A 21905-nucleotide genomic window follows, 5' to 3' on the forward strand; every position below is an offset into this window, starting at 1 on the left:
TATTTAAGGGTATGCTTAATATTTTTGGGTCAGTAACATTTAAGTTTTATCAATATTTTGCTTTATCCTAGAAACCGCAGTTGAGCAGGGATTTTGTGGAAAATCTGAGTTCGAAAGACAAGGCACAGCTAGCAGGCAATGGCCGTAGCCCTTGGCAATAGCTGTAACGCAGTATTTCGCGCTCAGATTTATTCACAAAACCGTGAAGCGGAGTCTGCTCACCCTGCAGGGGATATGTTGTTATGGTCATTATTTTTTATATTCAAATACTTAGAGTGTTTTTTAGCGTTCAACTGCGGTTTTTAGGTTTATTGGTCTCCCTGGTTTTCTAGCGGTGACATGTTGAATGTTCAATTCTTCTATTTGTGACGTAAACTGCTCGTTTCCAAGCGTTAGCCTCTCCTGGATTTCTTTTATTCCTTATTGTGAAGAACTGGGAAACTTCAGTTTAATGTAAAGTCAAAGAGTTAAAAAATATTTCTATCCATCAAAGCTCAATAGTGCATTGCACTAATACAAACAATTGTTCAATATCAGTTCTATAAATAACTCTATTTTGATGATTAGGGTGTGATGATAGATGTCCTTCCACTCTGTTTTAACCCATCAGGGTCAGACATTGATTGATGTCTTGCAATTTTTCATATCGCACAAAAACCTCAGCGGGTAATGAGAATAATGCCTTTGTCAGCCGGCACTGGCAATGTAACGCGGCAGATGCTATCGGGGTGTGGTGACTAGGAAATTAATCAATGGTCGCAACTATCGTTGCTCTTCTGGGCGCGGGGTGTCCTTCAATCGTCAATTCAGGGTTATCGGGATCTAAAAAATCCTGTAAAGAATTAAAGGTCATCCACGGAGTTGAGCGCTGCTCCTGCATACTGGTTTGATTTACATCGACCACGCGTATATTCTTAAAGCCGCAACGCTTCATCCAGCTCACTAAAGTGTCGCAAGTAGGCAGGAACCAGACATTGCGCATCCGCGCATAGCGATCTTCAGGCACCAATATTTCGCCTAGTTTACCCTCAATCACTAGCGTTTCTAACACCAGTTCACCGCCACTGCGCAAGCAATCGCGCAAATCAGTTAAATGGTCAATGGGTGAGCGACGATGATAGAGCACGCCCATGGAAAAAACAGTATCAAAAATATTAGTCCTTGCTGGAATTTCTTCCAGAGTTAAAGGTAATACATAAATAGGCGCTTCGCCATATAACCGCCGTATGGCCTGAAACTGTAATACATGGAGCTGAACTGGGTCTACGCCAACAACCATTTGTGCGCCAGCACCCAGTATGCGCCAGCAGTGATAACCATTACCACAGCCTACATCTAGTACCAGACGCTTATCTAGCGGACTAATATGGTCTTTGACTCGATCCCATTTCCAGTCAGAACGCCATTCAGTATCTAAGTGCAGGTCAAATAAATCATAGGGGCCTTTACGCCAGGGAAATAAATTTTTTAAGCCGGCATCCAGTTGTTGCCACTGTTGTGTAGATAATTCTTCTGTGCGGCCAATTTTAAAGCCCTTGTCATCTAGTTGTATGCTAGGATTTAAAGGTATGGGTAATTGTTCGACAGCGGCATTCCATTTAACGAAATTACCATGTGCACCTGGATTAAGTTTTTGTTGAATCTGTTCTGGTAAGATGGCACTCCAATGCTCCGCATTTCTTTCTGTGAGTAGCTCGTAGAGGGGTTGATAGTCAATCATTGTGGTGAGTTGTGAATCATTTAAGTGCGATTATGGAAGCAAAATTAAAATACTGAAACCAGACTTCGGCATTGTCAAAGCCTGATTGTAAAAGTCGGCTTTTATGTTGCGCAAACGTTTCCGGGATTAACACATTTTCTAGTGAAGCACGTTTCTGGCTGATTTCCATATCACTATAGCCATTGGCTTTTTTAAACGCATGATGCAGTTCAGTTTGTATCGATTGCTGGCGTGTGTCGATAAACATTAGTTTTTCTGATAGAATTAATAAACCGCCAGGATTCATCCCCGCATAAATTTTTTTAATAAAGGCATCACGCTCAGCCAGAGGGATAAATTGTAAGGTAAAATTTAGCACCACGACAGAAGCATTAGCTAGATTAATATCCTGAATATCGCTACATACCAGATCCACAGGAATTGCTGCAGTGTCCCTAACGATGATTTTCTGGCAGCGAGCCAGCATGGCAGTGGAGTTATCCACGGCTATGATTTTACAGTTTGGAGCCGATATTTTATGGCGCATGGAAAGTGTCGCGGCACCCAATGAGCAGCCCAGGTCATAGCATATGCTGTCTGCCTGTGCAAAACGGCTGGCTAACAAGCCTATGGCCGAAATAATGGCGCTGTATCCTGGCACGGAACGCTGAATCATATCCGGGAATACATCGACCACACTATTATCAAATTCAAACCCGTCAACATTACCCAGCGGACTTGCGTATAAGGTATCTTTTTGTGAATTCATTGGTATTATCATAAAAATAGAATGTTAATTTTACTTAAAAATTACCTGTTTGTGCGTAGAAAAACACTTTAAGGAGAAAATGAACGTATGACTGAGCAAAATCAAAAGCAACCCAGCCATGAGCAAATACAACAAGTAAAGACTTTCCTGCTAGGTTTGCAGGATAGTATCTGTGCAGGATTGCAAGCCGAAGATGGAGGCGCAGCCTTTGTTGAAGACTCTTGGGATAGAGAAGAAGGAGGCGGTGGGCGATCGCGTGTATTAACCAAAGGCAAGGTATTTGAGCAAGCGGGAGTTAATTTTTCGCACGTTTTTGGGCATCAACTACCTGCTTCAGCGACTGCAAAACGTCCTGAACTAGAAGGACGGGACTTTCAGGCGATGGGCGTTTCGCTGGTGATTCACCCACACAACCCATATATTCCAACTTCACATGCCAATGTACGTTTTTTTATCGCGGAAAAAGCAGGTGAAGATCCTATCTGGTGGTTTGGTGGTGGTTTTGATTTAACTCCATTTTACCCGTTTAAAGAAGATGCTATCAGCTGGCATAAAACCGCGAAAGATGCGTGTGACCCTTTTGGCGATGAGGTTTACGCTAATTATAAAAAATGGTGTGATGAGTACTTTTACTTAAAGCATAGAGATGAAACACGTGGCGTAGGCGGCTTGTTTTTTGATGATTTAAATGAGCCGGGCTTCGATAAAAGCTTTGCCTTTATGCAAAGCGTGGGCGAGCATTTCTTAAAAGCCTATATCCCGATTGTTAAAAAACGTAAAGCGATTGAATATGGTGAGCGTGAGAGGAATTTTCAACTTTATCGCCGTGGGCGTTATGTGGAATTTAATCTGGTTTATGACCGTGGCACATTATTTGGCCTGCAATCAGGTGGGCGCACAGAATCGATCTTAATGTCTATGCCGCCAGTTGTGCATTGGCAATATGACTGGAGCCCTGAAGAGAGTAGTCCCGAAGCGCTTTTGTATACAGATTATTTACATCCTCGGGACTGGTTGGCAGCTTAGCTTTCCCAGCAGGATTGTAAGCGTTAATAAATTAACTTCAGCAAAACAAGGAAAATATAATGCGGATTTTAGTTCTATGGTTTAGCTTGTTTTTAGTATTTTGTACCGGGTGTAGCACTACAGCTTCCGAACTTGGCTCAGACCGAGATGCTAAGGGTTGTATTGCCTCAGCAGGCTATAGCTGGTGTGTCGCTACTCAGAAGTGTGAGCGCCCCGGGGAATTGGCAAAGAAACAGGCATTTGAGAATACTCAGGCCGACTTTGATCAATATTGTAACAATCCCGGGTTATAGTATTTAGCAAACAAAGGCACAAGGACTTAAGGGAAATTGCTAAGGTACCTGGAAATAAATAAGCGTCCAATATTTGGGCAGGGTTTTTGTTTGTCATTAGTGCTGTAGCAGTAGGCGCATTGCTGGCAAGCCCCTCTGAAAGCGTGTTGTTAATTTTGGGGATATAATAAAAACCAAAACAAAGCCAGATAAATACTTATCTGGCTTTTAAAAAATTAATCAAGATTGAACCTTACTTACATTAAAAGGCAGCAATCGACCCATTGCAGACATTGAGTTATCTTAACTTTCAATCGAGTCTGACCCTTTTGGTTCTGCTTTTGGTTCGACCCTTTTGGTTCAGGAGAGGCTGAAATAGGTAGGATGCTGCTGAGGAACGAAGCGCATCATTCGTTCATTATTGCGCATAAAAAAAAGGGGAGTAGACTTTAGTCTACACGGCGCATGAGTTGAATGAATTACTTGAATTTGTGTAGGCTAAAGCCTACTCCCCAGGCACGCCTTAATTCAATATATCTATCTACGCAAAACCGTAATCCAAATGTTAATATAATGATGCAGCATCCTACGGACTGAACCTTATGCGGCACAAGACCTCCTAGTGTTTTTTGTAATTTTCAAATAAGATTGAAGAAAAGGGGAGTAGACTTTAGTCTACACGGAGCATGAATTAATTGAATTACTTGAATTTATGTAGGCTAAAGCCTACTCCCCAGACCTATAATATACGCCCTAATTCAATATATCTATCTACACAAAACCGTAATACAAATGTTAATATAATGATGCATCATTCGCGATAGATGCGCTTCGTTCCTCAGCAGCATCCTACGAACTGAAGCTTATGCGACACAAGACCTCCTGGTATTTATTATAATTTTCAAATAAGAATGGAAAAAAGGGGGGTAGACTTTAGTCTACACGGAGCATGAGTTTTTAGGCTTCAACCGACTCGGAACCAAACAAACTTGATTTTTACAATAAAACAAATGTGATAATCAAATAAATTACTACTTTTAATGGCTTTTAATTTTACTTCATATTCCATAGACAATCTATGAGTTATAATTCTCATAAGAAAACTATATGGACTTAAATATCATGAAGCAAATAGTTGAAATTGATTTACCCACTGAACTTTTAATCGGTCTGCATACTAATGCCGAAGGCTTCTCTGTTTTTCTAAAAGAACAAGCTGCCATTAGCTTGTTTAAAGATGGGAAAATCAGCTCTGGAATAGCATCAAATTGGTTGAAAATTTCCCGAATGAGTTTTTTAAGATTAGCCTCAGATGCTGGAGCGACCTTATTACAAGATTCTAGTGATGATTACCGTCGAGAAACATCCTTATTGTGATTATTTTTAGCAATACAACACCTTTTATTGCTCTTTCTAGCATCAATAAACTGTGGATCTTCTTCCAAAGCTATTTGGACAAATACATGTCGTTACTGAGGTTATTGAAGAATGCGCTGCAGGTGGAATGATTTCAGTTCCCGATTTAAGAGCAGTGCCTTGGGTTATTGAAATTCATCCATCCCAAGCGATTACAATTGGGATCTTATTAGAACTGGACAAAGGAGAAAAATACACTTTGCAAATGGCAAAGGAATTAAAAGCTGATAGAGTGATTATTGATGAAAAGATTGGACGAGATGTGGCAGAATATCTAGGTTTAGAAGTTACTGGGACACTGGGTATATTACTCAAAGCCAAACAAAATGGTTGGATTGAATCATTTACAGAAAGTGCCAACGCCATGTCTGACCAAGGTATACATTACAACAAAACATTGATTAAAAAATTAGCTAAGGTGATTGGAGAGAATTGAACATACACAGTTATAAAACCTAGCTGTTGCTAGACTACTTTTGCATATTCTGTAATCTGCTTTTTATGTGCAAAAGGCAAGACCAGACCCCAAAACTTTTTTACGATTTATAGTCTGGGCTTACGTTTGGGCGAAGGCTTAAGTCTGAAGGTAGGGGATATTGATGCGACACGCATGCGTGTGCATATTCGCAACGCCAAGGGGAATAAGGATCGTCTTGTGCCTTTGCCCTTGGGGACTTTGCTTGTGTTGCGTAAGTTTTGGGCTGTGCATAAAAATCCAGTGCTGGTATTTCCCAGCCGTGCCCGGGGTCTAAAAGGTGCACACCTTGCTGAATCCCCCCTTGATCGCGGTGGCATTCAGAAGACAATCCGTCTTGTGACACAAGAAATGGGGCTAAAAAAAAGATTTCCTGCCACTCGCTACGCCATAGTTACGCAACTCACCTGTTAGAGGCCGGCGTTGATTTGGTTGAGCTGCAGAAGATTTTGGGCCATACCAGTTTAGTGACCACGGCTCGCTATACGCATTTAACCGATATTACTGATGAGAATGCAGCGTTGCGCATTAATCAGTTAGTGAATGGACTTTCTATAAGCTGGGGGCAGATTTCATGATCACCCTTGCTTCCGTGATTGACCAATTCCAGGACGACTTTTTAAGCGCGTATCAAAACCGTTTACGCTCCAATCAGATCAGTGCATTACAGGCAATGAAGAGCTGTCGTACACAGCTGAGTCCTGTCATGCAGGTGAATTGTGCAGACTGTGATTATCAGACCTTTGTACCTCATTCCTGCGGGCATCGTAATTGTCCACATTGTCAGCATTATGACAAATCGGCAGGAAAGCCGATTTGCACAGCTTCAGCTGCCCGTAGGGTGAAGGTGCATGGAGGCACCTTTATGATTGTCAGAAGTGGATTGAAAGGCAGGTACAAAAACAAGTCCCTGCTGATTATTTTATGAACACTTTTACCTTGCCTGCGCAGTTAAGATCGCTGGCAAAGCAGCAGCCTCGTTTACTTTACAGCATGATGTTTGACTGCGCCTGGGCGACCTTACAGAGTTTCAGTAAAAATGATAAGCAGTTGCAAGGCGATCCTGGGGCAATTGCCGTCTTGCATACGCACTCGCGCGAATTAAATGATCACCCGCATAGTCATGTCATCATGCCGGCTGCCATCATCGACAAAACAAATAAGCTCTGGCGTACCAAACAGGGTAAATACCTGTTTCCTCATAAAGCACTGGCGAAAGTATTTCGTGCAAAGATGCTCGCGCGTATGAACGAAGAAAATTTGCCATTTCCCACGGCTATTCCGAAACAATGGGTGGTGGATTGTAAGTTTGTCGGCGCAGGTGATAAGGCGTTGATTTATCTGGGGCGGTACCTGTATCGTGGCGTGATTCGTGAACAGGATATCTTATCCTGTCAGGATGGCAAAGTAAGCTACCGTTATCAAGACAGCAAAACCAAACGTTATCAAACCAAAACGGTATCGGGGCTAAGTTTCTCTGGCTGGTGCTGCAACATGTTTTGCCTAAAGGCTTTCGTCGTGCGCGCAATTATGGTTTTTTACATCCGAATAGCAAGGGGGTTATTAAGTAAGCGCTCAACGAAGCACGTACTTGCCCTATTCAGGCGTATCTGATTTTTTAATATTCCAGGGCAACAAAGCCTCCACTTTATCAACCGTATCAGCATAAGGTAAAGCAGTGAGAACCTGCTTAAGATATGCATAAGGCTCCAGCCCATTTGCTTTAGCTGTTTCTATCAGGCTGTAATGTATTGCACTGGCACGAGCACCCGCAGGGGTATCAGAAAATAACCAGGCTTTGCGCCCTATCACAAACGGGCGAATCGCATTTTCTGCCAGGATGTTGCTAATATTGAGTTCACCATGGGTGCAATACACATTGAGTTTTTCCCACTGGTTACTCAGGTAAGTCATTGCCTTTCCTGTCAGGCTATCTTTAGGTACTTTATGCTGGTTTTCTTCCAGATAGGCTTTGAGCTGGTTCAATACAGGAATGCTCTTCTCCTGGCGCTGCTGATATTTTTCATCCACTGACAGGTCTTTAATTTCTCGCTCAATGACATACAGTTTATTGATCAGGCTCAGCGCTTTACCTGCTTTTGAGGGTTTGTTATTTTGTCCCTTTTTGCGTTTAGGCTGTGCATTCTGGGCATCTTTAAAATAACGACGCGCATGATCCCAGCACCCCAGCTGGGTGATGCTGTTTTTTTGGCACACGGCATTGTACCCCGCATAGCCATCGGTTTGCAGATAGCCACTAAAGCCGTCAAGCAGGCGCATGGGGACGTCTCCACTACGAGAGGGATCGTATTCAAACAGGATGCTTTTTTCACCCGGTGGCCCGCCAAGCGTCACCCACATATATTTATCTGAGGTCGCTGGCCGCCCCGGTTCTTTTAATACCTGAACCCGCGTTTCATCAGCGAGTATGACTGCCCCTGTGTGTTGATGCTCTCGCATCAGGTTAATCAGGGGCTGAAGTTGTTTAGCCAGTGCGATCATCCAGTTTGCTAATGTCGCTCTGGAGATGTCACCCCCATAACGAGACAAGATGCCTTCTTGCCGATATAAAGGTAAGCCGTCAGCATACTTGGCGATAATAACAAAGCACATTAAACTGATGCTTCCCATTGCTCTGGCAATAGGGTGTCTGGGCATTTGTGCGGCTTTAACCTGGCGTTGTTTTTCGCCTTCAATCTGTTTGATAAAGACCGCTTTTTCCTGCATGTATTCAAGAACACGTACTTTAGCAGGAATAATATCCAGCTCTTCTTTCACTTTAGTAAAGAAAGTATCAATAGCACCTTCTTTTTCTTCATCGGTTAAATAAATAAAAATTTGCTCGCGAGGTAACTTATCTGAGAAGGGTTTGCGTCCCGGCTTTTTCTTGGTGCCAGTAGAACTTGTTTGTTTTTCGTCCTCAGGTGCTTCATCAGCCTCCAGGTCTAGCTCCTCATCGCTATCCGCTTCATTCTCTGCTTCATCAAACAAAGAGGATTGATGAGATTGTTCACTGGATGATCCAAAGCGTTTTATTTTAGATAAGCGTAGTACCTCTTCCAGAATAAGGATGCGTTTTTTCTGTTCGGAAATCACCCCAGACTTAACTTCAATCACACGCGTCAGTTCATCAATAGCCTGTTTTTTTTCAAGCAACAAAGCAACACTCTCCGACAGCAAAGAACCGGCTTTATCTTGTTGTTTTATATTTGAAATATCGGCTAAAATCATGGCTTTATTATAGCATTTATAGTGGCAATAATGAACACAAAAACAGCTAAAAAACAGACTCATATTGAAGTTTTTTATGACCTTTCATCGCGCTAATATCAAAGCCATCCAGCAGCCAGTTTAACTGCTGGCCTGTTAAGGTTAATGTCTCTTCCTCACCCTTAGGCCACTTAAATGTTTCTTCTACCAATGACTTGTAATAAAGGACAAAACCATTATCTTCCCAAAACAGGCATTTAATCTTATTCCGCCGTTTATTCGTAAAGGCATAGAGAGCCCCCTCAAAAGGATTATGCCCTAACTCACATTCAACAATCGCCGATAAGCCCCGATGTGACTTACGAAAATCAATGGGCTGCCGATACAGATACACTTCTGTCAAAGACAGAGAGGGACGCATAACAACCGTCATCGCAACAGCTCAAGCAGTGGTTGAATACACGGCATAGTATCCTGCGTAATACCTTCCAACCGAATACCATCATTAAATTGCAAAGATAATCCTGGGACTGGCGCAGATGAACGATCCCCGTCAACCCGAATACGTGTAAACCCTGTAGGGGAAGTAGTCGGCTTTACAGTCGATTTACGTTTCCAGTAGCCTAACTTTTGCGGACATAAATCATGCTGTCGACAATAAGCTACCTGTGATTGGCCTGATGCCTGCCAGTGCTCTATGTGAATAGGCCAGAAAGTCTTTGCCTGTATTTTTTCTAACGCTGCCATTTAAAATTCCCCGTGGTATTTAACAATGGGGATAGTTTGGCATTAATCTGAGTTGCCGTGAAGTACGCTGACTATTGAGCGCTTACGTTATTAAGCTGATTCACACCTTGCTAAAGTTTGACCCGACGAAGATATTACGCACACTCAAAGTACGGCCGTCATTCAGTTGCAAATGTTGTGGCGGGGCGATGGTTGTGGGGCGCAGGAGAATACCCAGGGTGGAAATAATGTTTCAGCCTGTGCCGACTTAACGATTGGAGTCACTAGCGCTTATGTGAATTTAAACACTTCGACCCAGACTAGCAGCAAATTAGATGCTGAGGGAGTTGCTTGGGCTAAAATCGGAGATTAAGGCGAAAAATCGCTCCGATACTTGGACTTTGAGAGTTGACTGCAATGGACAACGCTCAAAGTTCAATTAAACAGGTAAAAACAGAGGTTCGATTCATCAATCGGGCTGATCAACAAAAAGCAATTTTCATAGAGCGCATTTAATTAAATTCCTACTATCGTGCCGGGCTTGTCCAACAAACGGTTCAGATTGTGGCTCGCTTCGCGATCACAATCTAACCTTGTTCGTTAGGTTTTGATTTGCTTCATCCTTTGATATGGCATCGAAAGACCTGACCCCATTTTTCTTTTGGTTCTCTGGTAAGCGTCAGAATTGCTTTTCATGCTCAAATTTTAGGCACAAAAAAGCCCGAATTAACGGGCTTTTCGATCTATAAAATAATAAACTATTACTCATCTTCTATTGATTCTTCTGACAGTGCTTGGAAATTAATTGTAGGTAATATGACGGCCCCGTATCCAGAATTTACTACAAGCGTAGAAATAAAACTTCGTAAAAAAGGATAAGCTATTGCAGGAGCATTTACTTTTGGGAAGTGAGATTTTTTAAAATCATCGTCAAGATCACTATCGCCTTCAAAATAAGCAACATAACTTAAAGATAGCGAAAAACCTTCTTTAGACTCCAATGAAATATCAAATTTAACCACAAAATATGATTTACTTTCCTCGTTATAAGCATTAAAAAATGAGAGCTTAAATGTATCCTCTTTAGGAGGTACTCCAATACTCTCAAAATTAAAGCTTTCTACTTTTGTTTCGCGCAAAGATATCTGCATTATTTAGGCCGCAATATCCATATCACAATTTTCCAAGCTGAAAAAATTAGGCTGATTTGCAGCTTTTATTATATGAGCAGAAGAAGACTCTAATTTTCCACCATAAAATGAACTACTATCTTTAGGTACATATTCAATAGTTATTTTTTTCTCTTTACGAACAGGAATATACCCGTAGCCATGCTCAATAAACTTTTCCTCAAGCTCATCTATACTCATTAAATTTATACGTTCAATAGCTTGCTTTGCTAAATCATTGATGTTCATAACTTCACTCTCCCTTCTTTTTCTTTATTTATTGTATCAATGTCAATATTTGCAACATCTTTTACGCACATTACTGTTACATTTGGAGTATTTGATGCAATCTTTTTAATTCGTTGTGTTTTATTTTTAATATAAAGATTATGAATGATAATATCCAGCTTCATAAAATCTGCGACAAAGTTCCAAAGTTCCAAAGAAGCCTATCATCCTCTGTAAATTTTCGGTCTCTACACCAATGTTCTTTATGTATTTCAAGCAATCTATCTCTGACCGAATTAAATGCTTTAAGGTCGTCTATTTTATTGGTATCCAATATATTAGACCCAATAACCTTCGCAGAAAGAACATTATATCGTGAATACAGCACAGATTTAGTGTTGCCGCTCCATGCTTTATACATAGCCCATTCTTTCGCATTATTAATTGGATCAGAAATCCCATCTACGAAAAAATACACTCCATACCCTAGCCAGTCATCAGGATTTTCACTCCTTTTAAAAGTTGTATTTACAATTTTTTCAGCATTTTCTTCACTTGTTCCATGATAACCAATTATTTCACTACGCCCCATTTTTTAACTGATCCTTACTTTGTTACACAGTTTATATAATTGACTATCACTAAATATCAACGGCATATTCTATAGTAAAGCATAAAAATAGTGAAATAAATAGGGTGTGCGGCCGAGCAAGGTCGATAATTCCAGCGGGTGAAAGTCCCGCTCTGGCAAGGTAGGTCAACCACCAGATAGTAAACATCGGGCAGGCGGAGGTAACTCCAAACGTCAAGCACGATGGGCGCAAGCCAGCAGGCCGTAAGCGAAAGTTGAAGTGATTTAGCCTCGAAATGATTTTACGTAAGCAGGACGACAGAGTACCCTTTCTGGAAGTCCCTATTCTATGACGCGCATGACAAGTATCATAGGGCTGCTTCGGGGTTGTAAAGCATGGCATGTTGGACATTGGGAATAATCGGCAACTCGGGAGATCCTGAATCGTCTTTCAAGAAGAGAGTAGGTTGAACAAGTGATAATAAAACAAGAACAGCCGAAGCGGTTCAGGAAGTCGGATGGTGGCATAGTACCGATGAAAGTGTGTAATGCATCTGGAGGGAAGGCCATCACGACAACAACAGCGAAGCAAGGACACACGTATCATGCACAGTAATGTAGAAAGCGTGCCAACAAAACTGCAACGCATAGCTAAGAAAGCCAGCACAGACAAGGACTGTCAATTCACCAGTTTGTATCATCTGATGAATAAAGAGTTATTGCTGGAATGCTTTACGCAGCTCAAAGGAAAAGCCGCGTCAGGCATAGATAATATCACCAAAGATCAATACGCTATTCATTTAGACGCAAACCTAGATAATCTAGTCGAACGACTGCATAAAATAGCGTATAAACCACAGCCTGTCTTAAGGATTTACATTCCCAAAGCAGGCAGTCAACGGAAACGACCACTGGGTATTCCCACGCTAGAGGATAAACTGGTACAGGCAGGCTTGGTCAGAATTCTGCAAGCCATCTATGAGCAAGACTTTCTTGATGATTCTTATGGATTCAGACCGCTACGAAGTTGTCATGATGCGCTACGCGCATTAAGTCAAACAGTCGAAGGTCAGCCCGTTCATTATATAGTGGAAGCCGATATAAAAGGCTTCTTCGATAATGTAAATCAAGAGCAACTGATACGCTTTATCAGTCATCGAATAGTGGACAAACGGATCCTCAGACTCATCCAACGGTTTCTAAAAGCAGGGATACAAGAAGACGGACAGCACAAAGCCAGTGAAACAGGCACACCGCAAGGTGGAGTCATCTCACCACTGCTAGCCAACATTTACCTACATTACACGTTAGACCTATGGTTTGAAAAGTGTATAAAGAGTAAATGCAAAGGCTATGCACGGCTCATTCGCTATGCGGATGACTATGTTGTCTGCTTTCAAATAGAAGCTGAAGCCAAGCACTTTAAGGAGGCCATGGAAACACGGCTAAAGCAATTTAACCTTGAAGTTGCGCCCGAGAAAACCAAACTATTTAAATTTGGAAAATTTGCTCAATCAAAAGCAAAAGCCAGTGGCGAAAGACCCGCCACGTTTGATTTTCTAGGGTTCACGCACTACAACTCACGTAGTCGAGATGGCAAGCGTTATCGGATGAAAAGGAAAACGGTTAGCAAACGATTTACCGCCAAAATTGTTGGATATAAAGAATGGTTAAAGGCAAGCAGAACACTGCCTACCAAACAAATTATGAAAACGACTGCGGCAAAATTGCGCGGACATTTTGCCTATTACGGTGTGACCGATAATAGTAAAAGTCTGCAAAGCTTTGCCTATTGGGTAACTCAAACGTTGTATAAATGGTTAAATCGTCGTGGAAAACGGGGTTGCTACACAGTAAGCGCTCAATAGTCAGCGTACTTCACGGCAACTCAGATTAATGCCAAACTATCCCCATTGTTAAATACCACGGGGAATTTTAAATGGCAGCGTTAGAAAAAATACAGGCAAAGACTTTCTGGCCTATTCACATAGAGCACTGGCAGGCATCAGGCCAATCACAGGTAGCTTATTGTCGACAGCATGATTTATGTCCGCAAAAGTTAGGCTACTGGAAACGTAAATCGACTGTAAAGCCGACTACTTCCCCTACAGGGTTTACACGTATTCGGGTTGACGGGGATCGTTCATCTGCGCCAGTCCCAGGATTATCTTTGCAATTTAATGATGGTATTCGGTTGGAAGGTATTACGCAGGATACTATGCCGTGTATTCAACCACTGCTTGAGCTGTTGCGATGACGGTTGTTATGCGTCCCTCTCTGTCTTTGACAGAAGTGTATCTGTATCGGCAGCCCATTGATTTTCGTAAGTCACATCGGGGCTTATCGGCGATTGTTGAATGTGAGTTAGGGCATAATCCTTTTGAGGGGGCTCTCTATGCCTTTACGAATAAACGGCGGAATAAGATTAAATGCCTGTTTTGGGAAGATAATGGTTTTGTCCTTTATTACAAGTCATTGGTAGAAGAAACATTTAAGTGGCCTAAGGGTGAGGAAGAGACATTAACCTTAACAGGCCAGCCGTTAAACTGGCTGCTGGATGGCTTTGATATTAGCGCGATGAAAGGTCATAAAAAACTTCAATATGAGTCTGTTTTTTAGCTGTTTTTGTGTTCATTATTGCCACTATAAATGCTATAATAAAGCCATGATTTTAGCCGATATTTCAAATATAAAACAACAAGATAAAGCCGGTTCTTTGCTGTCGGAGAGTGTTGCTTTGTTGCTTGAAAAAAAACAGGCTATTGATGAACTGACGCGTGTGATTGAAGTTAAGTCTGGGGTGATTTCCGAACAGAAAAAACGCATCCTTATTCTGGAAGAGGTACTACGCTTATCTAAAATAAAACGCTTTGGATCATCCAGTGAACAATCTCATCAATCCTCTTTGTTTGATGAAGCAGAGAATGAAGCGGATAGCGATGAGGAGCTAGACCTGGAGGCTGATGAAGCACCTGAGGACGAAAAACAAACAAGTTCTACTGGCACCAAGAAAAAGCCGGGACGCAAACCCTTCTCAGATAAGTTACCTCGCGAGCAAATTTTTATTTATTTAACCGATGAAGAAAAAGAAGGTGCTATTGATACTTTCTTTACTAAAGTGAAAGAAGAGCTGGATATTATTCCTGCTAAAGTACGTGTTCTTGAATACATGCAGGAAAAAGCGGTCTTTATCAAACAGATTGAAGGCGAAAAACAACGCCAGGTTAAAGCCGCACAAATGCCCAGACACCCTATTGCCAGAGCAATGGGAAGCATCAGTTTAATGTGCTTCCTAAATCCTGCAAGCATTATACATAATAATCCACAAAACTCCTTATTAAACAATGATATAATATCATTTTCCTGATTTCACTATCTCATTGTTTTAATGAAGCCCTCTAAAGTATCAAAATCCTCATCTCACGTAAGAAACCGTACCCGAACGGTAAAAATGACATCTACAGCACATGGATTGACAAGCCAGGCGGGACTGATTCCCGTCGTGAAATATTTAGACAGGATAGGTTTTGAAAAAACCGTAAAACAAAGCGTTCCACATCGGCGGGGTGAAAATGCAGACCATCACTTATCTGATGTGGTTCTATTGACGTTGGTTGGCATGATGGGGGGAGCAACATCAATGGCAAAGGTGACGACCGTATGGGCAGATAGCGTACTGCGCAAAGTAGCTGGCTGGATAAAGATTCCTGTTGAAACCACAATTTTACGGATCTTTAAAGAAGTAAGTGATAGGCAGATAAGCCAGTTTGAAACGCTCACGCATACTTTGCGTGGTCAACACTGGCGGCGATTGCTTCGTTCCGGAAAATCGAAAACTGGCATACAATCCGTCCAGTGGGTCGATGTCGATTCAACTGTGGACACCGTTTGTGGTCGACAAGAAGGAAGTGCCAAAGGCTTCAACCCCAAAAAGAAAGGTGCCCGTTCATACCATCCACAACTCGCTTTTCTAGCGGAAACAAAAGAAATTTTACAAGCCTGGTTCCGGACAGGCAATGCCTTTACAAGCAATGGTGTTGTAGAATTTACCAAACAGTTACTTGCACACTTGCCCAATCGGATGCGCATTATTTTTCGCGGTGACAGTGGTTATTTTGTCGGTGATTTGCTTGAATTTCTCGATACCAGAGGGCATGGGTATCTAATAAAGGTTAAACTTAAGAATTTGAACGCATTGCTGGCCAAACAGGCCTGGACAGCCATACAAGGCCGACCCGGTTGGGAGCAGAGCGAGTTTCAATATCGTTGTGGTGGCTGGTCTCGCTCTCGTCAGTTTGTCGCGGTCAGGATAAAGCAACCTAAACAAGTGACAGGACCTCAGTCCGAGCTTTGGGATACGGCAGAATATGACTATTTTTGTTATGTAACAACTGAACCTCTATCGCCTTGGCAAACACATAAGAAGTATGGTGAACGAGCGACGTGCGAAACATGGATTGAAGAAGCAAAATCACAAATGGGTTTAGGTAAAATCAGAACGAATCAATTTCTGGCTAATGCCGCATTATTTCATTGCGCCGTTCTTGCCTACAATACCGTGCGCTGGATGGCTCAATTGAGTGGCAACAAAACGTTGTGCCAATGGGAGCCGGATACACTTCGTACTTATCTGATTCGGGTGGCTGGAAAATTACTCACAGGCAATAATCAGCTGAGAGTCAGAACACCTGCAGATCCGCTCTATCCACAGGAATGGGATGATTGGGTTAAGGTGGGGTTACTCGCTTAACATTAACCGAAGTTAAGTCACTTTGATTAAAAGGTCATGGCACGTTGGCAGGGTGTTTATTGCCTTGGGCTCGGGGGATATCCATACGATACAAAAAATTTCCTCTATTTATGATTTAAATCTGGATATTTTGATCGGTTGGACAAAGAGGGCTGGCAAAGCGGCAGTAAAAACCTAATAACCACTTAGCTAGACAGGTTAATGAGAGTCAAAATATGGGCTTGCAGGATTTAGGTGCTTTGTTATTATCGCCAAGTATGCTGACGGCTTACCTTTATATCGGCAAGAAGGCATCTTGTCTCGTTATGGGGGTGACATCTCCAGAGCGACATTAGCAAACTGGATGATCGCACTGGCTAAACAACTTCAGCCCCTGATTAACCTGATGCGAGAGCATCAACACACAGGGGCAGTCATACTCGCTGATGAAACGCGGGTTCAGGTATTAAAAGAACCGGGGCGGCCAGCGACCTCAGATAAATATATGTGGGTGACGCTTGGCGGGCCACCGGGTGAAAAAAGCATCCTGTTTGAATACGATCCCTCTCGTAGTGGAGACGTCCCCATGCGCCTGCTTGACGGCTTTAGTGGCTATCTGCAAACCGATGGCTATGCGGGGTACAATGCCGTGTGCCAAAAAAACAGCATCACCCAGCTGGGGTGCTGGGATCATGCGCGTCGTTATTTTAAAGATGCCCAGAATGCACAGCCTAAACGCAAAAAGGGACAAAATAACAAACCCTCAAAAGCAGGTAAAGCGCTGAGCCTGATCAATAAACTGTATGTCATTGAGCGAGAAATTAAAGACCTGTCAGTGGATGAAAAATATCAGCAGCGCCAGGAGAAGAGCATTCCTGTATTGAACCAGCTCAAAGCCTATCTGGAAGAAAACCAGCATAAAGTACCTAAAGATAGCCTGACAGGAAAGGCAATGACTTACCTGAGTAACCAGTGGGAAAAACTCAATGTGTATTGCACCCATGGTGAACTCAATATTAGCAACATCCTGGCAGAAAATGCGATTCGCCCGTTTGTGATAGGGCGCAAAGCCTGGTTATTTTCTGATACCCCTGCAGGTGCTCGTGCCAGTGCAATACATTACAGCCTGATAGAAACAGCTAAAGCAAATGGGCTGGAGCCTTATGCATATCTTAAGCAGGTTCTCACTGCTTTACCTTATGCTGATACGGTTGATAAAGTGGAGGCTTTGTTGCCCTGGAATATTAAAAAATCAGATACGCCTGAATAGGGCAAGTACGTGCTTCGTTGAGCGCTTACGCTACACATGGGAAAAGTTCACTAAACTTCTCAAACTGTACCCATTACCGAATCCACGAATTACGGTGAATTTATTATCTGCTTCAAGGTAAAGCGTGTTGTCGAGGAGCCGTGTGCGTAAATAGCGCCAGCACGGTTCTGTGAGGGGCGTGGTAACAACTGATGAGAATTAGCAATGGTTAGAAATCACACAGTAGCTGCGTGCAGCGAAGTGTACAAAAAAAGTATTATCGACTCATTGACTAACTTGTCGGAAGAACCCGTCTACTCGACTGCCACATCAAAAAATCGTGACAGTCGTCAGCGCTTCAATTTTCCGCGCTCAACACTGTATACATTAAAATTCAGCTCTGGCTCTTTCTGCTTTTTTCTCGTTTTCACTGCATCTATGAAAAAGTGACGTCCTTTTTTTCCATGTCCGAGTTTTCTTTCCGCTTGGTTTTGTTCACCGCGACAGCTTTACACTACTATTACCTTCGCAGGAGACAATAACGGCTCGCGGTTTTTTATCCGCGAGCCGTTGCGTCTGTGCCGCGTAACGCAACGCGAAGCTCAGGAGTATTTTTGAGATAGCTTTATCATCTCAAAAATATCTGTCTGGAACTTCTGGTTATCGGATTTTCGATAATCGGTAGTTTTGGATAGTTCTGCTGAGCTTCGCGTTACCGGGCGCGCCTTGTGGCGCGCCCGGTAACAAGTAATTATATGGTTTCAGTATATCACCCTTGTTAGCTGCATTATAGGTAGAAAACTGGCATATTTCATCAGAATGCTAGCTGTATATCGTCACATATTGGATGATATACAGTTTCATTTTATCTTGATGACTGTTCCTGGCTGTTTTGAGTCAGTTAAAAAAGAATTTTTTCTCCCTCGTTAAATCTTCCTACCCATTATAAAGATAATGGTATAGCCTACTATTTTTTTAAAAAACAACACGCTTTCAGAGGGGATTGCAACGTCGGATGATTTTTTGTTTCCAGGTGTCTAAGCCCGTTTGCTTCGAAACCAGAAAATCCCAAGCAAAATTATTGCCAGCGCAAATATGATGCTATTGGCCTGTTTTATATAATTGATAACGCTTTCTCCATAGTGGAAATACAGCGTAAAGAAGCTAATGGTTGAAATCGTACAAGCAAGTAAGTCTGATAAAGCGAACTTTATGAAATTCATTTTCCCTAGGCCCGCCGTTAAAAACAGAGCATTTCGAATGCCAAAGGGAATAAACCGTCCCAGGATTAAAGTTATCACCCCATATTTTTGATAATAGTTAGAAATTTTAGTGACCCTTTCTGCGGACACCATTTTTGCAAAAAAACGTATTTTAAATAGCTTTGGACCAACAAACCGACCTAAACTATATGAGATTAAATCAGAGAAAAAAGCGCCCAGATAAACAGCGATAAACAAATGAGGTAAATAATCAGGGTTGTTACTTGCTAGCAACGCAGAAATAAAAATCATCACATCTTCCGATACCGGAATATTTAAGCCGGCTAATAGCAATGTGGCAAAAATAATAAAATGCGCATATTGAATGTTAGCCTGAATAAGTTGTAGCAGTTCTTGCATGATATTTTTTTGCTTATTCCTGGAGGGTGGGTTTATGAAACTGGGTTCTGTTTTTTGGATTATTAATTATCGAGCTATTAAACGACAATTGTAGGCTATAATTTCATCTTTCCAGGATTGATAATAAAGGCTTTCCAGCTTCTCGTCCCGCTTTTAACCAGATTACTTATATGTCCTACCTAGATGATCCAAGAGTTTTTCTCGCAACCGAAAGAACCTTATTAGCATGGATACGCACTGAGATATCTATTTTAGCCATAGCCTTCATCTTGAAAAAATTCGGCATCGAAGATGCGGCAGATAATCAGGGGCAACTAACATTATTCATTATTATTTTATGTACGATTACGGTGATTCTTGCCATCCTGTCTTTTATTCAATCATGGGTTTCAATTTCTAAATTGTCAGAAAGGGAAATTCCGGGCCCTTTGGCTAAACCCATAGTGCTATTGGCCGGACTTGTTTCAATTTTAATTAGCTTTGGTGCAACCTATATCGTTATGTCATTCTAGGAGGCAGTCCGGGAATAGTAGCCGTAGTGAGCGAAAGCTGCCTTGAGTCAGTTTTTTCGATTATTAGAGGAGAACAGCCGGCTCGTTAACGAAAATAATCGGGGAACTTGGCCAAACCAACTTTTCCGCAGTAGGCTTTCTATTCTCGGACAGTTTCCTAGTGCAGCAATAATTTTAGCGCTGATTTTTAGCCTCTAGTTCGGTAATAACTTTATCTAAAGAGCCTGAATTTTTTATCATCTGGTTAAAAGACTCCCGGTTACTAATCACCAGGCTGATTCCTTCGACTTTTAAATCATAAATTTTCCACTGATCATTGCGTAAAATCATTGCGTAATCAATTTTTGCATTGGCCTTACCTGGTTGCGACACTATAGTTTTTACGGTAGTGGTTTTATCGCTGTTGTTCAGTTTTAAGGGCAGATAATCAATAGTCCAGTCATTAAACTGTTCGGTAAATGTGGTTGAATAAGTGTTGACCAGTAAAATTTTAAACGCTGCGATAAATTGCTTTTTCTGTTGTTTACTGGCCTTGCGCCAATGCTTCCCTAAGACTAATGCAGACATACGCACAGTATCTACATTGGGGAAAATAGCCGTATTTACAAAGCTGCGAATTTCGCTTTTATTGCTGGCAAAGCCTGGCTCTTTAAGTTTCTCAAGCAAGATCTGTGAGGTATTATCAATGACTCGTTGGGGGGCTAGTAAATTTTCAGTTGCAGCGATTGCTGTGGTGCTAAGCAATAGGAAAAAACCAATCAATAAAGATCGGGGTAATAATTGAATTGTCATAATGGCTAGAGTTTTAGTATAGGCTGTGTTTTCTGTACAATGTTTATCCAGGGCTCCTCAATTAATTCATGGCTGGCATCTGAACGCCTAAAATATTCGATAACGTCGTTGAAAACCTGGTTAATAGCCTGTTATTAAGGGAGATGGAAAGAAATAATCATCCAAACGAAGTAAGCTTGTGTCTCAATAATTTATAATAATGAATTCTGAATTTATTCTCACACTAGGCAGATAAGCTTGTTGATATTAACAGATAGCATTATAGGTTGGATTATAAATACAGCCCATCGTTTAAAAGGCTCGGTACGTCGTATATTCATGGCTGAAACGGTGGAGCTACTAGGCTCAGGTGGTGCAAGTATTGCTGAAGAAAAACTAGGATGGAATAGAGGCACTATCCGAAAAGGACAATATGAACTTGAAACTCAGCCCATAGAAGATAATTTTTCAGCGAGAGGGCGTAATAAAAGTGAAGAGCATTTTCCTCATCTACTTGATGACATAAAAAAAATTGCTGAACCGGAGTGTCAAACGGATCCCTCTTTTAATTCCTGTCGATTATATACCCGGCTAACGGCTAAAGAAGTTAGAAAACGTTTACTGGAGATTGATTATTACGATGAAAAAACATTACCTTGCTCAAAAACTATCAATACAAAATTAAATGACCTGAGTTACCATCCAAAAAAGGTACAAAAAACAAAGCCTCATAAGAAAATCAAGGAAACGGATGCAATTTTTGAACAAGTTCATTCAGTCAATGGAATGGCAGATATCAACCCAAAAGAGATTCGTATATCAATTGATGCCAAAGCAAGAATGAATATAGGAAATTTTTCACGGGGAGGACGAAATCGGGTTTTAACAAAAGCAGAGGATCATGATTTAGATGTTAAGGAAAAGTTAACTCCTTTTGGTTTTTATCTGCCTGAACATGATGATTTTTTCCTTTTCTTTACAGCAGGCTATGCCAGCAGTGATTTCATCGTTGACCGATTGGAAGAAATTTGGCCAGAAATTCAAGAAAAATATGGAGTAGATATTCTGACAATTAACGCTGACAATGGTATGGAGAACAGTAGCTCCAGAACTCAGTTTATAAAAAGGCTTGTGGAGTTTGCTGAAAAAAGCAACATAAAGATAAAACTGGCCTACTACCCTCCTTATCATAGTAAATATAACCCAATTGAACGAGTATGGGGAGCCTATGAAAATCATATTAGTGGCGACATAATGGATACAGTTGAAACAACTTTAAAATTTGCCAAAAGTATGACCTACAATGGCAAAGCACCTATTGTTAAATTAACAGAAAAAATATATGAAACAGGAGTAAAGGTAGGTAAAAAAGCAATGAAGACGTATTATCAGTTTGTTGACCGAATGCCATCGTTGGAGAAATGGTTTTTGACCATTTCTCCTGGTTGTTCTGGATGATTA

Annotated in this window: 21 protein-coding genes and 4 pseudogenes; 14 read left to right on the top strand and 11 right to left on the bottom strand. The window is 41.5% G+C overall.

Going from position 1 to position 21905, the window contains the following annotated elements:
- Positions 1-745: 745 nt before the first annotated feature.
- Positions 746-1720, bottom strand: coding sequence for a tRNA 5-methoxyuridine(34)/uridine 5-oxyacetic acid(34) synthase CmoB (cmoB, locus tag ACQY3F_RS01860; protein WP_428353226.1), 975 nt, complete (start codon positions 1718-1720; stop codon positions 746-748).
- Between the two features lie 16 nt (positions 1721-1736).
- Positions 1737-2468, bottom strand: a complete 732-nt coding sequence (gene cmoA / locus ACQY3F_RS01865; RefSeq protein ID WP_428353227.1) for a carboxy-S-adenosyl-L-methionine synthase CmoA — start codon at positions 2466-2468, stop codon at positions 1737-1739.
- Between the two features lie 87 nt (positions 2469-2555).
- On the opposite strand from cmoA, the gene hemF reads away from it, so the two are divergent.
- The 5 genes and pseudogenes from hemF to ACQY3F_RS01890 form a co-directional block, all read left to right on the top strand.
- The gene (hemF, locus tag ACQY3F_RS01870; RefSeq protein ID WP_428353228.1) at positions 2556-3494 is read left to right on the top strand and encodes an oxygen-dependent coproporphyrinogen oxidase; all 939 of its coding nucleotides are present in this window, start codon (positions 2556-2558) and stop codon (positions 3492-3494) included.
- A gap of 1394 nt (positions 3495-4888) precedes the next feature.
- The gene (locus ACQY3F_RS01875; RefSeq protein WP_428353229.1) at positions 4889-5143 is read left to right on the top strand and encodes a UPF0175 family protein; all 255 of its coding nucleotides are present in this window, start codon (positions 4889-4891) and stop codon (positions 5141-5143) included.
- Between the two features lie 52 nt (positions 5144-5195).
- A complete protein-coding gene (locus tag ACQY3F_RS01880; RefSeq protein WP_428353230.1) occupies positions 5196-5618 on the top strand; it encodes a DUF3368 domain-containing protein in 423 nt (140 codons plus the stop codon).
- 126 nt (positions 5619-5744) lie between these two features.
- A pseudogene (locus ACQY3F_RS01885) lies at positions 5745-6235 on the top strand (tyrosine-type recombinase/integrase).
- Positions 6232-7225: pseudogene (locus ACQY3F_RS01890) on the top strand (IS91 family transposase); the annotation flags it as partial. The pseudogenes ACQY3F_RS01885 and ACQY3F_RS01890, both read left to right, overlap by 4 nt.
- A gap of 28 nt (positions 7226-7253) precedes the next feature.
- On the opposite strand, the gene tnpC (ACQY3F_RS01895) reads toward ACQY3F_RS01890, so the two are convergent.
- Genes tnpC (ACQY3F_RS01895) through tnpA (ACQY3F_RS01905) form a run of 3 tightly spaced genes read right to left on the bottom strand, consistent with a single transcriptional unit; the run spans position 7254 to position 9614 of the window.
- Positions 7254-8888 carry an IS66 family transposase gene (tnpC, locus tag ACQY3F_RS01895; RefSeq protein ID WP_428352934.1) on the bottom strand — a complete coding sequence of 545 codons (1635 nt, stop codon included), beginning with the start codon at positions 8886-8888 and terminating at the stop codon, positions 7254-7256.
- Between the two features lie 46 nt (positions 8889-8934).
- Positions 8935-9300 carry an IS66 family insertion sequence element accessory protein TnpB gene (gene tnpB, locus ACQY3F_RS01900; RefSeq protein WP_428353231.1) on the bottom strand — a complete coding sequence of 122 codons (366 nt, stop codon included), beginning with the start codon at positions 9298-9300 and terminating at the stop codon, positions 8935-8937.
- Positions 9297-9614 (bottom strand): IS66 family insertion sequence element accessory protein TnpA, encoded by a 318-nt coding sequence (gene tnpA / locus ACQY3F_RS01905; protein WP_428352923.1) that lies wholly within the window; start codon positions 9612-9614, stop codon positions 9297-9299. The genes tnpB (ACQY3F_RS01900) and tnpA (ACQY3F_RS01905) overlap by 4 nt, the downstream gene beginning before the upstream one ends.
- Before the next feature lie 77 nt (positions 9615-9691).
- Between tnpA (ACQY3F_RS01905) and ACQY3F_RS01910 the strand changes: the two are divergent.
- Positions 9692-9865: pseudogene (locus tag ACQY3F_RS01910) on the top strand (IS91 family transposase); the annotation flags it as partial.
- 489 nt (positions 9866-10354) lie between these two features.
- Here ACQY3F_RS01910 and ACQY3F_RS01915 read toward each other — a convergent pair.
- The 4 genes from ACQY3F_RS01915 to ACQY3F_RS01930 are packed head-to-tail and all read right to left on the bottom strand — an operon-like array spanning position 10355 to position 11582.
- A complete protein-coding gene (locus ACQY3F_RS01915) occupies positions 10355-10732 on the bottom strand; it encodes a protein-export chaperone SecB (protein ID WP_428353232.1) in 378 nt (125 codons plus the stop codon).
- A 15-nt stretch (positions 10733-10747) separates the two neighbouring features.
- The gene (locus tag ACQY3F_RS01920) at positions 10748-11011 is read right to left on the bottom strand and encodes a hypothetical protein (RefSeq protein ID WP_428353233.1); all 264 of its coding nucleotides are present in this window, start codon (positions 11009-11011) and stop codon (positions 10748-10750) included.
- Complete coding sequence (locus ACQY3F_RS01925; RefSeq protein WP_428353234.1) at positions 11008-11175, bottom strand: hypothetical protein; 168 nt, start codon at positions 11173-11175, stop codon at positions 11008-11010. The genes ACQY3F_RS01920 and ACQY3F_RS01925 overlap by 4 nt, the downstream gene beginning before the upstream one ends.
- Positions 11172-11582, bottom strand: coding sequence for a hypothetical protein (locus ACQY3F_RS01930; protein WP_428353235.1), 411 nt, complete (start codon positions 11580-11582; stop codon positions 11172-11174). Before ACQY3F_RS01930 ends, ACQY3F_RS01925 begins: the two co-directional genes overlap by 4 nt.
- 584 nt (positions 11583-12166) lie before the next feature.
- Between ACQY3F_RS01930 and ltrA the strand changes: the two genes are divergently transcribed.
- The 6 genes and pseudogenes from ltrA to tnpC (ACQY3F_RS01960) all read left to right on the top strand — a co-directional run.
- Positions 12167-13429, top strand: a complete 1263-nt coding sequence (ltrA, locus tag ACQY3F_RS01935) for a group II intron reverse transcriptase/maturase (RefSeq protein ID WP_428353236.1) — start codon at positions 12167-12169, stop codon at positions 13427-13429.
- Between the two features lie 71 nt (positions 13430-13500).
- Entirely contained in the window at positions 13501-13818 is a 318-nt protein-coding gene (gene tnpA / locus ACQY3F_RS01940) for an IS66 family insertion sequence element accessory protein TnpA (protein WP_428352923.1), read from the top strand.
- On the top strand, positions 13815-14180 hold the full coding sequence (gene tnpB, locus ACQY3F_RS01945) for an IS66 family insertion sequence element accessory protein TnpB (protein ID WP_428353150.1): 366 nt from the start codon (positions 13815-13817) through the stop codon (positions 14178-14180). Before tnpA (ACQY3F_RS01940) ends, tnpB (ACQY3F_RS01945) begins: the two co-directional genes overlap by 4 nt.
- A 46-nt stretch (positions 14181-14226) precedes the next feature.
- Positions 14227-14928 (top strand): hypothetical protein, encoded by a 702-nt coding sequence (locus ACQY3F_RS01950; RefSeq protein WP_428353237.1) that lies wholly within the window; start codon positions 14227-14229, stop codon positions 14926-14928.
- A 21-nt stretch (positions 14929-14949) separates the two neighbouring features.
- The gene (locus tag ACQY3F_RS01955; RefSeq protein ID WP_428352972.1) at positions 14950-16311 is read left to right on the top strand and encodes an IS1380 family transposase; all 1362 of its coding nucleotides are present in this window, start codon (positions 14950-14952) and stop codon (positions 16309-16311) included.
- 241 nt (positions 16312-16552) lie between these two features.
- Positions 16553-17560, top strand: a pseudogene (gene tnpC / locus ACQY3F_RS01960) (IS66 family transposase); the annotation flags it as partial.
- Positions 17561-18576: 1016 nt separating this feature from the next.
- Here tnpC (ACQY3F_RS01960) and ACQY3F_RS01965 read toward each other — a convergent pair.
- On the bottom strand, positions 18577-19161 hold the full coding sequence (locus ACQY3F_RS01965) for a DedA family protein (RefSeq protein WP_428353238.1): 585 nt from the start codon (positions 19159-19161) through the stop codon (positions 18577-18579).
- A 170-nt stretch (positions 19162-19331) separates the two neighbouring features.
- Here ACQY3F_RS01965 and ACQY3F_RS01970 point away from each other — a divergent pair, with 170 nt between their 5' ends.
- Entirely contained in the window at positions 19332-19673 is a 342-nt protein-coding gene (locus tag ACQY3F_RS01970) for a YidH family protein (protein ID WP_428353239.1), read from the top strand.
- Positions 19674-19847: 174 nt separating this feature from the next.
- Here ACQY3F_RS01970 and ACQY3F_RS01975 read toward each other — a convergent pair whose 3' ends face one another.
- Entirely contained in the window at positions 19848-20465 is a 618-nt protein-coding gene (locus ACQY3F_RS01975; RefSeq protein ID WP_428353240.1) for an MlaC/ttg2D family ABC transporter substrate-binding protein, read from the bottom strand.
- A gap of 240 nt (positions 20466-20705) precedes the next feature.
- Here ACQY3F_RS01975 and ACQY3F_RS01980 point away from each other — a divergent pair, with 240 nt between their 5' ends.
- Entirely contained in the window at positions 20706-21902 is a 1197-nt protein-coding gene (locus tag ACQY3F_RS01980) for an ISAzo13 family transposase (protein ID WP_428352931.1), read from the top strand.
- Positions 21903-21905 lie beyond the last annotated feature (3 nt).

It is taken from the genome of Methyloprofundus sp. (genome assembly GCF_965251085.1).
In the GTDB taxonomy this organism is placed as follows: domain Bacteria; phylum Pseudomonadota; class Gammaproteobacteria; order Methylococcales; family Methylomonadaceae; genus Methyloprofundus.

Excerpts from the sequence above, each read along its gene's own strand:
- tnpA (WP_428352923.1), bottom strand. The coding sequence starts at position 9,614 with ATGGCAGCGTTAGAAAAAATACAGGCAAAGACTTTCTGGCCTATTCAC.
- hemF (WP_428353228.1), top strand. The coding sequence starts at position 2,556 with ATGACTGAGCAAAATCAAAAGCAACCCAGCCATGAGCAAATACAACAA.
- ACQY3F_RS01930 (WP_428353235.1), bottom strand. The coding sequence starts at position 11,582 with ATGGGGCGTAGTGAAATAATTGGTTATCATGGAACAAGTGAAGAAAAT.
- ACQY3F_RS01955 (WP_428352972.1), top strand. The coding sequence starts at position 14,950 with ATGAAGCCCTCTAAAGTATCAAAATCCTCATCTCACGTAAGAAACCGT.
- ACQY3F_RS01925 (WP_428353234.1), bottom strand. The coding sequence starts at position 11,175 with ATGAAGCTGGATATTATCATTCATAATCTTTATATTAAAAATAAAACA.
- tnpB (WP_428353231.1), bottom strand. The coding sequence starts at position 9,300 with ATGACGGTTGTTATGCGTCCCTCTCTGTCTTTGACAGAAGTGTATCTG.
- ACQY3F_RS01950 (WP_428353237.1), top strand. The coding sequence starts at position 14,227 with ATGATTTTAGCCGATATTTCAAATATAAAACAACAAGATAAAGCCGGT.
- ACQY3F_RS01970 (WP_428353239.1), top strand. The coding sequence starts at position 19,332 with ATGTCCTACCTAGATGATCCAAGAGTTTTTCTCGCAACCGAAAGAACC.
- ACQY3F_RS01920 (WP_428353233.1), bottom strand. The coding sequence starts at position 11,011 with ATGAACATCAATGATTTAGCAAAGCAAGCTATTGAACGTATAAATTTA.
- tnpC (WP_428352934.1), bottom strand. The coding sequence starts at position 8,888 with ATGATTTTAGCCGATATTTCAAATATAAAACAACAAGATAAAGCCGGT.
- ltrA (WP_428353236.1), top strand. The coding sequence starts at position 12,167 with ATGCACAGTAATGTAGAAAGCGTGCCAACAAAACTGCAACGCATAGCT.
- tnpB (WP_428353150.1), top strand. The coding sequence starts at position 13,815 with ATGACGGTTGTTATGCGTCCCTCTCTGTCTTTGACAGAAGTGTATCTG.
- ACQY3F_RS01975 (WP_428353240.1), bottom strand. The coding sequence starts at position 20,465 with ATGACAATTCAATTATTACCCCGATCTTTATTGATTGGTTTTTTCCTA.
- ACQY3F_RS01965 (WP_428353238.1), bottom strand. The coding sequence starts at position 19,161 with ATGCAAGAACTGCTACAACTTATTCAGGCTAACATTCAATATGCGCAT.
- cmoA (WP_428353227.1), bottom strand. The coding sequence starts at position 2,468 with ATGAATTCACAAAAAGATACCTTATACGCAAGTCCGCTGGGTAATGTT.
- cmoB (WP_428353226.1), bottom strand. The coding sequence starts at position 1,720 with ATGATTGACTATCAACCCCTCTACGAGCTACTCACAGAAAGAAATGCG.
- tnpA (WP_428352923.1), top strand. The coding sequence starts at position 13,501 with ATGGCAGCGTTAGAAAAAATACAGGCAAAGACTTTCTGGCCTATTCAC.
- ACQY3F_RS01875 (WP_428353229.1), top strand. The coding sequence starts at position 4,889 with ATGAAGCAAATAGTTGAAATTGATTTACCCACTGAACTTTTAATCGGT.